This window comes from Paenibacillus koleovorans NBRC 103111 (genome assembly GCF_004000845.1).
Lineage (GTDB): Bacteria > Bacillota > Bacilli > Paenibacillales > NBRC-103111 > Paenibacillus_AA > Paenibacillus_AA koleovorans.
The window spans coordinates 41794-57529 of the sequence record NZ_BIMA01000040.1; the positions used below are offsets into that span (position 1 = coordinate 41794).

Annotated in this window: 13 protein-coding genes; 9 read left to right on the top strand and 4 right to left on the bottom strand. The window is 55.3% G+C overall.

What is annotated here, in order from left to right:
* Positions 1-18: 18 nt before the first annotated feature.
* A complete protein-coding gene (locus PKO02S_RS15185) occupies positions 19-1506 on the top strand; it encodes a sulfatase family protein (RefSeq protein ID WP_164821472.1) in 1488 nt (495 codons plus the stop codon).
* Between the two features lie 51 nt (positions 1507-1557).
* Here the strand turns inward: PKO02S_RS15185 and PKO02S_RS15190 are convergent, their stop codons facing one another.
* Positions 1558-2037 (bottom strand): CBO0543 family protein, encoded by a 480-nt coding sequence (locus tag PKO02S_RS15190; protein WP_127584266.1) that lies wholly within the window; start codon positions 2035-2037, stop codon positions 1558-1560.
* 193 nt (positions 2038-2230) lie between these two features.
* On the opposite strand from PKO02S_RS15190, the gene PKO02S_RS15195 reads away from it, so the two are divergent.
* From PKO02S_RS15195 to PKO02S_RS15215, 5 genes are all read left to right on the top strand, one after another.
* Positions 2231-2965, top strand: a complete 735-nt coding sequence (locus tag PKO02S_RS15195) for a phytanoyl-CoA dioxygenase family protein (RefSeq protein ID WP_127584268.1) — start codon at positions 2231-2233, stop codon at positions 2963-2965.
* Positions 2966-3372: 407 nt separating this feature from the next.
* Entirely contained in the window at positions 3373-5787 is a 2415-nt protein-coding gene (locus tag PKO02S_RS15200) for a carbohydrate binding domain-containing protein (protein WP_164821473.1), read from the top strand.
* Positions 5788-5956: 169 nt separating this feature from the next.
* Positions 5957-6742 carry a PIG-L deacetylase family protein gene (locus PKO02S_RS15205; RefSeq protein ID WP_127584272.1) on the top strand — a complete coding sequence of 262 codons (786 nt, stop codon included), beginning with the start codon at positions 5957-5959 and terminating at the stop codon, positions 6740-6742.
* A gap of 18 nt (positions 6743-6760) precedes the next feature.
* Positions 6761-7876: an aminotransferase class V-fold PLP-dependent enzyme gene (locus PKO02S_RS15210; RefSeq protein WP_127584274.1), complete on the top strand. Its 1116-nt coding sequence runs from the start codon at positions 6761-6763 to the stop codon at positions 7874-7876.
* A gap of 101 nt (positions 7877-7977) precedes the next feature.
* Positions 7978-9165: an MFS transporter gene (locus tag PKO02S_RS15215; protein ID WP_164821474.1), complete on the top strand. Its 1188-nt coding sequence runs from the start codon at positions 7978-7980 to the stop codon at positions 9163-9165.
* Here the strand turns inward: PKO02S_RS15215 and PKO02S_RS15220 are convergent.
* Both PKO02S_RS15220 and PKO02S_RS15225 read right to left on the bottom strand, forming a co-directional pair.
* Positions 9160-11298 carry an AMP-binding protein gene (locus PKO02S_RS15220; protein WP_127584291.1) on the bottom strand — a complete coding sequence of 713 codons (2139 nt, stop codon included), beginning with the start codon at positions 11296-11298 and terminating at the stop codon, positions 9160-9162. The genes PKO02S_RS15215 and PKO02S_RS15220 overlap by 6 nt on opposite strands.
* Positions 11299-11684: 386 nt before the next feature.
* Positions 11685-11990 (bottom strand): Rieske (2Fe-2S) protein, encoded by a 306-nt coding sequence (locus PKO02S_RS15225; RefSeq protein WP_127584278.1) that lies wholly within the window; start codon positions 11988-11990, stop codon positions 11685-11687.
* A 100-nt stretch (positions 11991-12090) separates the two neighbouring features.
* Here PKO02S_RS15225 and PKO02S_RS15230 point away from each other — a divergent pair, with 100 nt between their 5' ends.
* Complete coding sequence (locus PKO02S_RS15230) at positions 12091-12594, top strand: SRPBCC family protein (RefSeq protein ID WP_127584280.1); 504 nt, start codon at positions 12091-12093, stop codon at positions 12592-12594.
* Here PKO02S_RS15230 and PKO02S_RS15235 read toward each other — a convergent pair.
* Positions 12584-13405, bottom strand: coding sequence for a M15 family metallopeptidase (locus PKO02S_RS15235; RefSeq protein ID WP_127584282.1), 822 nt, complete (start codon positions 13403-13405; stop codon positions 12584-12586). The two genes, PKO02S_RS15230 and PKO02S_RS15235, sit on opposite strands and share 11 nt — an antisense overlap.
* A gap of 233 nt (positions 13406-13638) precedes the next feature.
* On the opposite strand from PKO02S_RS15235, the gene PKO02S_RS15240 reads away from it, so the two are divergent.
* Together PKO02S_RS15240 and PKO02S_RS15245 are read left to right on the top strand one after the other, a co-directional pair.
* Positions 13639-14613 (top strand): aldo/keto reductase, encoded by a 975-nt coding sequence (locus PKO02S_RS15240; RefSeq protein WP_127584284.1) that lies wholly within the window; start codon positions 13639-13641, stop codon positions 14611-14613.
* A 28-nt stretch (positions 14614-14641) separates the two neighbouring features.
* Complete coding sequence (locus PKO02S_RS15245; protein ID WP_127584287.1) at positions 14642-15670, top strand: alpha/beta hydrolase family protein; 1029 nt, start codon at positions 14642-14644, stop codon at positions 15668-15670.
* Positions 15671-15736 lie beyond the last annotated feature (66 nt).

Sequence of the window (15736 nt, forward strand, 5' to 3'; positions counted from 1 at the left end):
GAAGGAGGACCTACATTAATGAAACAGCCCAATCTCTTGTTCGTCATGTGCGACCAGCTTCGTGCAGATGCCATTGCGGCATTAGGCAACTCTACGGTACATTCGCCGAATCTTGATCGACTTGCACAACGCGGTGTTGCATTCACGAACGCCTATTCGTCCTGCCCGGTGTGCACGCCGGCGCGATACATCATTCGGACGGGGCGGGAGCCGCATACGACGGGTATTTTTCAGAATGGTCCGTTTGAGATTCCGGAGGGGCTGCCGGCGGGCATGGAGGAGCGTTGCGGTCCCTACTTGGCACGTACTTTAGCGGACGCGGGTTATCGCACCTTCGGCATCGGCAAATTCCATACTTCTCCTTGGAACGAAGAGATCGGGTATGAGGTTCAGCTGCACACGGAAGAGCTGTTCGAGAATCCGTATCAGCGGAGCCATGATGCTTATGCCCGTTTTTTGGCGGAGCGGTACCCGGCGTTCGAGTATTTGGAGCAGCTGCATGGCGAACGGACGGATATGTACTACATTCCGCAGATGAGTCCTTTGCCCGCCGAGCTGACCGTAGAGTCCTGGGTGGCGGATCGAGCGATCGAGCAGCTTCGAGTGGAAGATGAGCGGCCGTACTTTGGATTCGTGTCGTTTATTGGCCCGCATCCTCCATGTGCGCCGCCGATTCCGTACAACCGCATGTACAATCCGGACCAGATGTCGAACCCGGTTCGAGGGGAGCGGGAGATCGATTTGATGGATGAGCAAATTGCGTGGATGAACTATGCCGTATGGGCGGAGGACATCAACGATTCGTTGGCTCGCAAGATCAAGTCGCGCTATTATGGGGAGCTAACTTACATCGATCAGTGTCTCGGCCGCATTCTGGATGAAGTGGAAGCGCGAGGCGATGGGGACAACACCTTGATTTGTTTCTTCAGCGATCACGGCGATCATCTGGGGGACCATCATGCTTGGCAAAAGGAAAGCTTCTTCGAGGCTTCGTGCCGCATTCCTTTCCTGCTCAGTTGGCCGGCTCAATTGTCGCAGGATGGTGAAGTGCGGCGGGAGCTGGTCGGGCTAACCGATCTGTTCAGCATCGCTACTCATGCGGCGGGAGTCGGGGACGTGCGCGACGGGATCGATGTGCTGGGCGTACTGGCCGATCGGGCGGAGCCGCGTGAGCACTTGTTCGGCTATTACGGCGTTCCGGGGACGCGCCAGTTCAAAGTGATGGTTCGCTCTGGCGAGTGGAAGTATATTTTTATGGCCAACGGCGGCCGTGAGCAATTGTTCCATGTGGGGGATGATCCGAATGAGCTGGAGCAGCTGCTGGGCCGGCATCCGAAGGTTGCCTCGCGGTTGAGGCGGGTGGCGTATAATGAGATTGCGGCTCACACTGGGATGCGACAAGCGTTGGATGGGGACGACTTGAAGGTATTGGAGTTTGAGGCGCGCCCGTTGATCCGCATCATGCAGTTCGAGGAGTCAAAGGGGATTCGCGACTTCGGGATGTAAGTGTGGATACAGCTCTCTCGAAACGATCGAGAGGGCTGTTTTACTGGATGCCTACAAGCTTCTGCTGGGGACACCCTTTCGCACGAACCATTTGTAATACAGATGCGAGATGAAGAAAGAGGCCAGCAACGTAATCCAGGTCAAGAACCAATTCCAGTGCAAGTACTGAACCAGGTTCGTGTGCAAGCGTATGATTTGTTCGACGATCGTGAGCCATGTGGGCCAGAACAAGTACCATCCGAGCTTATGCAACCGGCTTTTCCTTTCCGGAAACCGAAGCACGAAGATCACGCACATGGATGGAAAGATGAAGTACTCGAACGCGAAGCTGGCTTTGGTGGCATATGGAAATTCACGTATCGGGTATTCAATGAGGCGAAATTGTACCACCATCAGGCCGAATAGCCAAGTGATCACCTGCTTGAACAGAAACACGACATTCGCATCCCGGATGCGGTCGCGCGGGGTGAATACCAACACGAGAAGAGCAGATAGCAAAATACAAGAGCTGGAAATAATATGATCTTTCATTGGAGTTCCGCTTCACCTTCATCCTCGGGCATTCATAGTTCTATTCTCGCCGAGCTTGTTCTAGCTCAAACATGGCAGAAGCGGCGCAAAATCTGAAAATATGCAAACCCGTTCGGAGGATAGGAGAAGTCATGCGCGGCCGGTCCGTGCTACTTTAGATATGTAGCGAAGACAAGGACCTGGAGGGTACAAAATGAGCGTATTTACCGCGGACGCAGTGAAGCAATATGAAGAAAAAGGGTACCTTTTGCACAAGAAGCAACTGTTCTCGCCTGAGAAATTGAGCCGGTTGACGAGCATTTTCGAGGAGCACTTGGCGGATAAAGGAGCAAAGCTGTCCGACGAGCTGGATACGCCGCATTTCCGCGACGAAAGGCTGCTGGAGTTTCTGCTCAGCAAGGTAGCGCTGGACGCGGTCGAGCCGCTGATCGGGCCGAACATCGCACTCTGGTCGAGCCACTTCATCTGCAAGGACCCGTTCGTCGGCCGCGCCACGCCTTGGCATGAAGACTCGCATTACTGGAAGCCGCGAGTCAGCCGCATCGACAAAATCGTGACGATCTGGCTCGCGCTCGACCGCAGCACCCGAGAGAACGGCTGCATGCGCGTTATCCCGGAAACGCACCTGACGTTCGGGTTCTCCGAATATGAGGATATGGATGCGACGAAGAACACGTTCCAGTCTGCGATCAGAAACGTGGACATGAGCAAAGCTGTCTACTTCGAGCTGGAGCAAGGGGAATGCTCCTTGCACGACGCGCGCATTATCCACGGCGCGGAGGCGAATACGAGTCCCTACCGCCGCTGCGGCTACACAATGCGCTACATGTCGACGGAGACGCGCGTGTTCCACGAGAAGAAACCCGACTTCAAGATATGGCTCGCTCGCGGCGTCGACATGGCCGGCAACGTGTACGCCAATGCCTAAGGTTTGCTAAATGAAAAAGCCCGATCGGTTTTGGCGCTCGATTTCGAGCGTTTACCGATTAATCAAGCTGACAAAGTAACGGACGGAATTTATTACGAGCGTGGGAGGAAATCCTTCACTCCTATGGAGCAGTTCGAGATGTGACAAAAGGCCACACTAAACTCATTAAAATTGGACACATGAGGGATTTCCTTCCATGATATAGTTCCATTGAACACAATCCGATAGGGAATGGTTGGAAAGGAGGTTGAATAGCGAGCGAAATGAAAGCGCTTCATTAATGGCTTTGAGTTAATAGATGAATGCGCGCGATTCCCTATCCTTGGGAGGTGAAGCAACTAATCTTTCAAGCGGTACGGTTCGAGGATTCGACTATACAAAGGGAGATGAAGGAGTCGATGGGGAAAATGAGATCGAGCAAACGCAATAAATGGTTTTTAAGCTGGCTTATGCTGATGTTGATAGGTACCTCGCTTAGCATCGCGCCAATGGCTAGCGCGAACAATACGAATTATTATGTGGATTGCTCCGCCGGCAGCAACGGCAGCGGCACGATCGGCAGCCCGTGGAACACGCTGTCCAGCGTCAACAGTCATGCCGCGTTCCAACCGGGCGACCAAATCTTGCTGAAAAAGGGAACATCCTGCACCGGCCAGCTCGCTCCGCAAGGGTCGGGAAGCAGCGGAAGTCCGATCACGATCGATTCGTACGGCAGCGGCGCCGCTCCGATCATCAATGGCGCCGGCGTCACCGCTACGATCTACTTGTTCAATCAGCAATACTGGATTATTCAAAATTTGGAAGTGACCAATATATCCGGTACCGTAGCGAATCGGTCGGGGATTAAGGTGCTCAACAACGGCGGCGGAACGTTGAACTACATCCGGATTCTGAACAACAATATTCACAATGTCGACGGCTCGAACGGACGCGGCACCGGAGGAATCGTCGTTCATGCCTCTACGGGCGCAGGCGACAAGTATAATGGCGTATTGATCAGCGGCAACACGGTTACGGATGTGGATCGGGACGGCATCATTGTCATTGATCAGAATTGGCAAACGGCAGGGCAGAAGAGCACGGATGTGACGGTTACTCAGAACACGGTTACCCGAGCCGGCGCCGACAGCATTCTTTTGTTCGGGGTGGATGGCGGCTCGATCGACCACAATACGGGCAGCTATGGCGGCCAACTGACGGAGGCCTGGATCGGCGGCTTTTGGGTGACCCGCTCGGACAATGTGGTGATCGAGTACAACGAATACTACAGCATGCAGATGCCGATTCCGGCTGCAGGGGATTCAGAAGGGTTCGATGTCGACCTAAGCGTGAACAACGCGGTTGTGCAATTCAACTACAGCCATGATAATACGGGCGGCGGGTATCTCATTTGCGCCGGAGCGGTGCCTGGAGAGACGATCATGACGGACAATGTCACGGTCCGCTACAACATTTCCCAGAACGACCTGGGCCACGGACCGCTCGCCTTCTCCGGCTACTCCAAAGCGACCAACCTCCATGTTTACAACAATACGTTCTATTTAGGCTCGTCCGTAGGGTCCACGAACGTCATCACGAGCTACGCGGCCTCCTATACGAATCCAAGCGCGGCCTGGACGTTCAAGAACAACATCATTTACAATCTGGGCTCCGGCGGGTATGTGCTGCCTGGAACGGGACATACGTTCGACTACAATGTCTTCTACGGCAATCATCCGGCGAGCGAGCCGAGCGATGCGCACAAATCGACCGCCGATCCGCTCTTCCTCGCGCCGGGTACCGGCGGCATCGGACGCAATACGGTAGACGGCTACAAGCTGAAAACCGGTTCGCCGGCACTCGGCTCCGGCGTCGCGATCGCCAGCGGCTCCGATTATTGGGGCAACCCGGTGTCAGGCTCGACCGCACCGAACCGCGGCGCCTACAACGGACCGGGTACCGACCTGCTGTTCAACCCGGACTTCGAGAAGCCGCAATGGACGCCTAGTGCAGCTACGATCACGCAAGTCACGACCGACAAGAACAGCGGGGAGCGCGGCATGAAGGCGTCCTCCAGAACGCAGCTGTTCAGCGCCGCAACCCAGATCGTAACGGATCAGCTGCTGGCTAACGGTCAGGGCACATACAACTACAGCGCTTGGGCTAAATTCGCCGGCAGCAGCAGCACCGCCTTCGTTATCTTGTGGGTGCAAGACGGCGCAGGCACGCACTGGTACAACGCCTCTTCGACTTCAGTAGGAACGTCAAGCTTCACGCAATTGACCGGGTCCGCCAACGTTACCTGGACCGCGCCGCTGATCAAGGCCCAGCTCTATGTGCAGACGGATTCTTCCCTGAACGATATCTACACCGACGATTACTCCTTGACGAAGGGAGGCGGCCCTAATCTCATCAGCAACCCGGGGATGGAGGAGCTTCAATGGTATGGCAACGGCGCGACCTTGACGCATCAGAAAACCGATGTGCATGGCGGGAGCTACGGCATGACAGCCTCGAGCCGGACCCAAGTGTGGTCGTCCGTCGCGATCAACGTCAAGGGATTGCTCGATAGGTACGGGAAAGGAACCTATGACTTCAGCGCTTGGGCGAAGCTCGCCTCGGGTTCGGACACCGCGTTCGTGATTCTCAAGATTGACGATGGAGCCGGCAGCCATTGGTACAATCCGGCAGGAACCACGATCAACACTAGCGGCTTCACCAAGCTGTCGCATAGCGCCAATGTCACCTGGACCGGAGCTATAACGTCCGCGATCCTTTATGTCCAAACCGATAATTCCAAGGCCGATCTGCATGTAGACGACTATAGCTTGATCAAGAAGTAAGACGATCGGAACAAATGGACCGGTCCGTTCTCCAGAATTGGGGGACGGATCGTTTTTTTGTCGGCCGAAAGCTCTAATCTGGCCCTCCTTGTACCGATAATGGCTTATCCGTGAGAGCTTGAGCCTGTATAATGATGTCATTCGATTTGGGCTGTAAGGGAGCTGACTTATGAATCCGATTACGATTGAGCCGTGGGATGAATCCCGTCCCCATGAAGGCAAAGTGTTCGCGGCCGTTTTTCCGCATTCCGACGATTTTACGTTTTTCGCAGGCGGTACGATTCTGAAGATGATTAGAGAAGGCTATACCGGATACTTCATCCGCATGACGAACGACGAGGCCGATTCCTACGATCTGTCCATCGGGGAGACGATATTCCGCATCGAGAGAGAGACGCAGCAGCTGGCCGAGCTGTTCGGGATCAAGAAAGTGTACGACCTCAACTACAAAAACCACTACATGGACTATACGCAGCTGACCGAAATTCGGCACCGATTGATGGTGCTGTTCCGCTTCCTGAAGGTCGATACGGTGTTGTCGTTCGATCCTTGGGGCCATTATGAGGAAAATCCGGAGCATTACTTGACGGGGAAAGCGGTGGAAGCGGCTTGCTGGATGTCGGGGCGGCAATCGGACTTGCCTGAGCTGAGAGATATGAACATCACGCCTCACTTCGTCACGGAAAAATATTATGTGGCGCGTGGTCCGCAGCTTACGAATCGGGTTGTGGACATTACGCCGGTGCTGGACATCAAACGTCAAGCGGTCGCCATCCATGCTACTCCGATCGACAATATGTGGAAGGTGTACCTGGAGAAACATCCGAACGGCACGGGACGATTCAAGACCGTAGAGCAATTCATGGAGACGATTTTTATCGAGGAATTCTCTACACCCCTGGAAGGGTTGAAATACAACGAGAAGTTTCACTATATCGGTCCTTCGGAATATTGAGGGAGAGGAGGCTAAAGAATGGATTTCTACGATCGTCTGGGCATTAAAAAAATCATCAACGGGGTAGGAACGGTCACGGTGATCGGCGGATCGCTGATGGATCCGGAGGTACTGGCTGCGATGCAGGAAGCTTCCCGCCACTATGTGGACATTCGGACGCTGCACCGGAAGGCCGGCGCGCGCGTGGCCGAGCTGCTGGAGGTGGAAGCGGCCAGCATCACATCCGGCGCGTCCGCCGGAATCGCGATCGCAGCCGCTGCCTGCATCTCGCGGGGCAACGCCTCCGTCGTGCTGCAGCTGCCGGATACGGCCGGTGTCGCGAACGAGGTGCTCATGCTCAAAGCGCATCGGATCCTGTACGATCAAGCGTTAGGCTTGGCCGGAGCACGGGTCAAGGAGATCGGCGTGACCTCGTTCGCGAGCTTGGCTCAGGTCGAAGCGGCTATCAGCGAGAAAACGGCCTTGTTCTTCTATGTGGTGGAATCGGAGCGGACTCGCGGCTCGATTCCGCTGGCGGAGCTTGCGCCGGTGCTCAAGAAGCATAACATCCCGATCGTCGTCGATGCGGCCGCCGAGCTGCCTCCTGTATCGAATCTGTATAAGTATTTGGACGATGGGGCGGAGCTTGTCATCTTCAGCGGGGGCAAAGAGTTCCGAGGTCCGCAATCGTCAGGCGTCATTCTTGGCAGTAAGCAGTTCGTCTCCTACTGCGACGCCAACAACTATCCGAACTACAGCATCGGACGAAGCATGAAGCTGGACAAGGAGACGATCGCGGGCTTTGTCCGAGCGGTCGAGCTGTTCGTGGAAAAGGATTACGAGGGACAGATGGCTGTCTGGGAGCGGATGGTTAGCTTGATGATCACCGAGCTGTCAGCAGTGGCGGGTTTCCAAGTCAGGAGAGGGTTCCCGACGGAACCAGGCGTGCAGCCGGTGATCATTCCGCGTGTTTATTTCCAGGCGGCAGGAGTGACATCGGTTGGCATTCAAGAGCGATTGGCTAAGGCGGATCCTTCGGTCTACATTGGTGTATCCGGGGAAGAAGCAGTCATCAATCCGCAATGTTTGTCCGAAGAGGAAGTGCCGATTTTGCTGCAATCGATTAAGGATATGTTGGCTGTCGGTCGCGGATAATTTAATGGCATTAAATAAATGGACACCTATAAATGGGTGTCCATTTTTGACATCGTATGGTATTATGGCGACAACTTGTGGTTTCAGGAGGGGGGATCGGAATGAATCGCAACTTTGTAAAGATTGCCGTCTATTATGCGTTGATCTTCATGGGCGCCGGCGCATATAGTTCTTACATCGGGTTGTATTATTCCGACATCGGCTACGGCACAGCCCAGATCGGGACGCTGAGCACACTGGCCGCCGTAATGGCCATTCTCGTCCAGCCTTACTGGGGCTTGCTCGCCGATCGCGCCAAGTACAAGAACAATGTGCTCCTTCTCTGCACGTTCGTCACGACGATAAGCATCTGGCTAGTTCCCTTTGCGGGGGATCGTTACGGTCTGTTGATCGTGGCCACCTTGTTCATAACCATATTCCAATGTCCGATTTTTCCGATGAGCACAACGGTCACCTTGGAAATCGCGGGCCGCAGCGGCTTCAAGTTTTCGAGCGTACGGACGATGGGTTCGGTAGGCTTCGCTCTGATGTCGGTGTTGGCCGGTTGGATGATCAAGCTGGATCTGATCTATATATTCGTGTTGTATTCGTCGCTCATGCTGCTCACCGTCATTTTGAATGTAACCGTACCCAAAGTGAAAGGCCATCAGCATGGCGGGAAAAAACTGAACCTGAAGGAAGTGTTCAAGAACAAGCGGCTGATTTACATTTTCATCTATGCCATGTTCATCCAAGCGACCATTAGCTTCTATTTCTCGTTCCAAGCGATCTACAGCACGGAGGTCGGCATCAGCACGGGTATGATTGGCTTAGGACTGATGATCGGCTCGCTCAGCCAATTCCCCTTCATGATTTGGTTCGACAAGCTGTACAAAAAGTTCGGCATAACGAATATCCTGCTGTTCGCCGGATTGGTCCAAGCGGTTCGAATGGTGTTGTTCGCCTATTTCAACAGCCCGGCTTCGATCCTGTTCCTGTGGATACTGCATGGAGGGACGATCATCATGATTTCCCTTTCCCTGATGGAATACGTGAACGCCACTGTACTGCCGGAGCTGCGCGCCAGCGGGCAGATGATGAACGCGATCGTCATGCAAGGGCTCGCTACAATCGTCGGCAGCTTTGCAGGCGGGACGTTAGCGTCGCATCTTGGGCTCCAGATGACGTTCGTTATTTATTCGGGCGTGAGCTTGGCTGCCGCGCTCTGTTTCTGGTATGTGGTGCGCCGTTCCGTGCTGTTTCGGGAGCCGGCCATGAAAAGGCAGAGGCAAGAGACCGTTTCTCTATAGGGACTGTTCTTGAACCATGTTGCGGATGGCGGGGTAATTCATTTTGCCGCTCCCCAGCAGCGGGATGGCATCGATTTCGACGAGATCGGAGGGAAGCTTCAGCGAGGAATGGCCGTTCAGGCTTAGAAACTCGCGAAGCTTCTCTTTTTGGATCCCTTTGTTCGAGGTGACGAGCACGATTTTCTCGCCTTTTCTCGCATCGGGTAGCTGGATGGCGGCGAATTGCGCATTGCCGAAGCATTGCTCGGCCAGTTGCTCTACATCGATCAGCGACACCATCTCGCCTGCGATTTTGGCGAACATTTTGCGTCTCGCTTGGATCGTCACGTAGCCGTCCGGGCTCACGTCAACGATGTCTCCCGTGTCATACCAAGCTTCGGCGGGCACGAATCCTTTCCGGTGGATCAGGTACCCCTTCATCACATTCGGGCCTTGCACGAGCAAATTCCCTCCGCGCTCGATCCCCTCGACAGGCTCCACTTTCCATCGGATGCCCGGCACGAATTGGCCGACCGTTCCTTTGCGGTACATCAGTGGCGAGTTCAGGGCCAGCACGGGGGACGTCTCCGTGATGCCATATCCTTCGATGATTCGGATGCCGAACTTGTTCTGCCACAGCTCGCGCACCTCTTCTCGCAGCTTCTCCGCGCCGGCGGCCGCATACCTGACATTGAAGAAATCATACGGATGCGCGTGTTTGCCATAGTGGCTTAGGAAAGTCGATGTGCCGAATATCGCCGTCACTTTTTTCTCATAGGACATCTCTGGAATTTCCTTATAGTGGAGCGGGCTGGGATACAGGAACACCTTGGCCCCCGTGAGCACCGGCAGCAAAGTGCCGACTGTCAGGCCGAAGCTGTGAAACATTGGAAGTGCGTTGAAAAAGTAGTCCCGTTGCGTAAAATCGATCATCGCCCGCACCTGCTGGATGTTGGCGAACAGGTTCGCGTGTGTCAGTACGACACCCTTGGGTTTGCTTTCGCTGCCGGAGGTGAACAGGACGAGCTCGCTATGGGATGCTGTGGCGGTTTGCCGGTTGTATTTATAGGCGATGAGGCCTTTTATTTTATCCAGGACGGCGATTGAGGCGCGTAAGTCTTCCAGGTAGAGGATCGTTGCGTGTTCGTTTAGTGATTGCATCAGCTGGTGGAATTTGCCCTTTTCGACGAATAGACGGGAAGTGAGCAGCGTCCGGGTGCCTGCAGTTTGGATCGCATCGAGGAGCGTGGGTAGGCCTGCCGAGAAATTAAGCATGGCCGGTGTTTTGCCAATTTTGAACAAGGAAAAGAGCGTGACCAGCAAGCCGTTGGCATTGGGCAGGAAGATGGCGACCCGCTCTTGGTCGGGGATCGATTTATGAAGGGCGTTGCCGAGGACATGGCTGCCGAGCACTAGCTGCTTGTAAGTAAGCTTGCCGTTCAAGTCTTCGGCTACGACGGTCTTACTTCCGTTGCTTTTTGCGGCGAGCAGCAGCCGGTTGAACAGATTGACGTCCTGTTCGAGGCGGGACTGCACGATCAGATCCTGGAGCTTTCGCAGGATCATGTAGGACGCTTCGCGTTTCTTTTCTTTCATCGGCAGCCGGTCGTTCACTTTTACGGTAAATGGTTCTCCTACATGGAGACTGACGCGGGGGAACCAGGTTGTTTTGTGCAAATGGTTGATGTAGCTCAGCTTGGAGCGCTCCAGCCCGTTGATGGCGACCGGGTAGACGGGCACGCCGGTTTTCAAGGCGATATAGCCGGAGCCGTCGTATATTTTCATCAGCCCGCCGGTTACCGTAATCCGCCCTTCAGGGAAAATGACGAGCGGCTTGCCGCTTTTGACGGTTTGCACCATTTTGCGGACGCTGAGCGGGTTTCGCGGGTCGACCGTGATGTGATTTCGCTGGCTGACGATCCAGTGAAACCGTCTGGCGATGTGCGTGTTCACGACGAAATGAACTTCCTTGGGTAGCACCATGCCGAGCAGAATCGCTTCCCATAGGGAAACATGGTTTGGCATAACCAGGAACGGCTTGCTCCGATCGATCCGCTCGATGCCTTCCACCTTCAGCCTGAACAGATGACGGAGCACCCGTTTTAGAAACGGTTCCAACATAAGGCGGAACAATAGCGCAAGCGCCTTCTCCATAGTCGATTTCACTCCCCTACGGGCGATCCCCGTGCGTTCCTTTGTTGGTTTATCATATGCAAGCGGGGGAGGGAAGGAACTCAGGCGGCGAGTGTGGGGGACAGGCGGCCAAGTAAAGCTTGGTCACTGGAGAACGGAGTCAAAAAGAGACGAATCGTACATTTCCTCGTCCCCTGCGTGTGGTGCACAACCTTCTCTTGCTCGGCCAGTAACTATGCGCCAGCTGAACACTTTCGTCGGAAGTCACGACGGTATAAACTAAGCTTCGCTCCTGATGAACCATTTTTCACACCCCGGCTCCGAAAACCTCCAACGCCTCGCTACACGCTGGTGACGGAAAATAGGTTTATAGCATACGCTCGTCGAGTGGGCGACGTGGGGAATGGTTACCTGGTGGGATAAGTCAACTGCGCGATCAACACGCCGTCCCTTTCCACAACCGCATACATATCGAGCCTCGCCCCTGGCACATTGTGACAGCGGCCTGTGTACGACTCGAACGTCCAGCCATGCAGGGGACAGACCAGGTCGCCGTCCTCAAGCTCGACGGTGTAGCCCGCGTGCGGACAAGTGCGGGAGATCAGCTTGAATGCGCCGTCCTCTTCGAACAGAAAATAATAGTCCCGCTCCAGCACCACTTCCGCCGGAAAACGAGTAAAGGCCGTCTTTGGCCCAATTTCAAGTTCCTTCATGCGCGCGAGTCTCCTTTGGAATGGATCGTATGCAACCGTTGGATTTAGCTTTATCATATAGAGCATAGCACTACGTTTCAAGAAGGAGTGTACGATTTTTATGCCGATTATCCGATCCGAGTGGATTATTCAAGCGCCAATCCAAGTGTGCTTCGATCTGTCCAGGAGCATTGAGCTGCATATGGAGTCGACCTCGCAGACGCAAGAGCGCGCTGTCGCCGGGAGGACGAGCGGGTTGATCGAGCTGGGGGAGACCGTTACATGGGAGGCGATTCATTTCGGAATCCGACAGCGGCTCACGTCGAGAATAACCGCTTTCGAGCCGCCTTATCGATTCGTAGACGAGATGGTAAGCGGGGCATTCAGCCGATTTTATCACGAGCATCGATTTGAATCCCGCGATGGAGAGACCCGGATGAGCGACGTTTTCGACTATACGTCACCACTAGGACTTATCGGCAGACTAGCGGACAAGCTGTTCCTACAGGCGTACATGGAAAGGCTTCTCTACCGTCGGAACGCCTGCATCAAACAAAAAGCCGAGCAGCTCGTCTCCTCCCAGGCGACAAGCGACTCGACTTCAAACCACAAGCCTACTGACTGACCGGCAAAGCGTTGTAGTACTCTTCCATCGTGATGCCGCGGGATGCGATGTCCTTGGCCACTTGCTTGCCTACGAAGCGAATGTGCCACGGCTCATACTGATACCCGGTGATGGACTCCTTACCCTTCGGGTAACGGATGATAAACCCGTATTCGTGCACATGCGCCTCCAGCCACTTCGCTTCCGGCGTGCCGGCGAAGCAGTCCTCCGCGGCACATTTGCCGGAGCTGCCGGAGACGTCGATCGCGAGTCCGGTCTCATGCTCGCTATGGCCCGGGACCGCGCTGTACGTCTTGGCTTTGGCTTCGCCGTCGCGCTTGACGTAGCTCTCGAACAGCGACTTCTGTGTCGCATGCGAGCGATAAGCGGACACTCCGGCTAGCGAGATGTTGTCCTTCTTCGCTCCGGCGAACAGCTGCTCCAGGGCGGTCGCCGCTTCTTGGCGCAGCTTGCGCTTCTCGATTTTCTCGCTGAAGATGAACGCCACTTCCGGATACACCAAGTCCTTCGGCGCATACGAGTCCGGCAGCTTGAACTGCTTGTTGACCAAAGCGGTTATGCTCTCCGGCGCGGCGACGACCTGGATGGCATCCCCGGTTTTGGTGCCGGCCGGAGTTTTCGCCGGCGTCGGGCTAGGTGTAGCGGTAGCGGTCGGCGTCACCGAAGGGCTCGCGCTTGGCGCAGGCGACGTCGAGGACGGCGAAGGAGTGGGCGTGGGTGTTGGTGTAGTCGGGCTCGACCTGGTGCCGCAGCCTGTGCCGATAGCAGCAGCGGCAAGCAAGATTGCAGCCGTCTTGAGCAGCTTGTTCATGAATGGAAGACCTCCTGGCTAGTGGTAGCGCAATGCATAGATTGCGGCTTTTCCCAGAGTTCCATCTTACCATTTTCCATACGTTCGAATCAAAGGTTGCCGCCACCGGCGAGCTTGCAACTCAACGATCCAATCAGGGTAAAGAGATGCACGATTCTGCATAACAACCCGGACAAAGAATCTAGCAATTCCATGATATAATGAAGCAAGGATTGAAACTGGGAGGGATTCGAGTGGAATTTCGTAGATTAGGCAAAAGCGGTCTGGAAGTGTCGATTTTGGGGCTAGGGACGAATGCATTCGGCTGGCGTGTGGACAAAGAGGCTTCGATTCGAGTGCTGCATCACGCTGTGGCGAGCGGCATCACCTTCCTGGATACAGCCAACATATATGCGGGAACGAAATCGGAGGAATATATCGGCGAGGCGTTCCGCGGCCGGCGGCAGGAAGTGCTGCTCGCAACCAAAGCAGGAATGAAACGCGGAGAGGGTCCGAATTCCAAAGGCTCTTCGAGGCAACATATTTTCAAAGAGCTGGAAGGCAGCTTAACCCGGCTGCAGACGGACTATATTGACTTGTACCAGATTCATGCGTTCGATCCGAATACGCCGCTTGAGGAGACCTTGCGCGCGTTGGACGATCTTGTCACATCGGGCAAGGTGCGGTACATCGGCGCATCGAACTATAGCGCCTGGCAGATGATGAAGGCGCTCAGCATCAGCGAGAGCCAGCGGCTGATGAAGTACGTCTCCGTCCAACCCGGCTATTCCTTGGTAGATCGCGGCGTGGAGCGGGAACTTGTGCCGTTCTGCCTTGACCAGGGCATTGGGCTGATCCCGTATTTCCCGCTTGCCGGCGGCATCTTGACCGGCAAATATGCCGGCGGAGCGGTCCCGAACGGCTCACAGCTTGAGAAACATCCGACGTTCGCGACGCGGATGGATGCGATGCGCATGGAAGTCGGCGACAAGGTGTTGAAGCTCGCGGCCGAGATCGGCACAACCGCTACGGCGCTTTCGCTCGCCTGGCTGATGCACCAGCCGGCCGTCAGCACCGTCATCGCAGGAGCGACGCGAGAGTCGCAGATCGACGACAACTTGAAGGCGGTCGACCTCAAACTGAGCGAGGACTTACTGCGCGCGCTGGACGAAGCAAGTGAAGCGTTCATCTACAATCGCCCGTTCGGCAGCGCCCCTCGTCGAAAGTAACCAATCCGGAATTGGAGGAATAAATCTGATGTGGCATCCCGATTCTTATTTGACCAAGCTGTACCAAGACACAACTCCCCGATACCGGTTTCAAGCGGAAAGTGAAGGGCAATGGCGAGAATGGCGAGACACGTTAAGGGGAAAATTCGCAGCGCAGCTTGGTCAGTTCCCGGAAATTTCGGCGGACTTACAGCCTGTCCTACTCGAGGAAGTGCCTTGCGACGGCTATGTGCGCCAACGCGTGGAGATGACGACCTGGTCCGGCCTCGTGATGCCGGCTTATGTATTGATCCCATCCGGCGCTTCCCGACAAAATGAAGCACATCCAGCTATAATCGCTTGCCATGGCCACGGTTATGGCGGCAAAGCGGTTGTCGGCTTGCAAGCGGACGGTCGAACGCCAACCGAAGCGCCGGACTATCATAACAATTTCGCGATTGAGCTGGTGAAGCGGGGTTTCCTCGTTATCGTGCCGGAGCTGCTAGGATTCGGCGATCGGAAGACGGCTGCCGATGCCGCGGGGAACGCCTCCAACTCCTGCCATACACTGTCGACAACGCTGCTGCATATGGGTCATACGATGGCCGGTCACCGTGTGTACGAGGTCATACGGGCAATCGATTACTTGCAGACGAGGCCGGATGTCGACCCCGCAAGGATCGGCATCATGGGCATCTCCGGTGGAGGCCTTGTCGCCGCATTCACCGCGGCGCTTGACGATCGGGTGCAGGCTGCCGTCGTAAGCGGGTACGTGAACACGTTTCAAGACAGTATTCTTGCCATTCACCACTGTATAGATAACTACATTCCAGGCATCGGCCGACTCGCCGAGCTGCCGGATCTGATCGCCTTGATCGCACCGCGTCCGCTCCTGATCGAGTCGGGTGAACGCGACAACATTTTCCCGATCCATGCGACTGTGGAAGCATACGGTCGCATTCGCGAGGTTTACCGGCTGCTGGGAGTCGCGGAAGCCGTGGAGCTCGACCGATTCGACGGGCCGCATGTGATCCACGGGGTTCGTGCCTATGAATGGCTGATTGAAAAGCTTGGCTAACACTTTTTAAGAAAAACCATCCTGGCGGACGTTCCTCTGGCGAAGGTGTTCGGTTGGAGAGTGGGA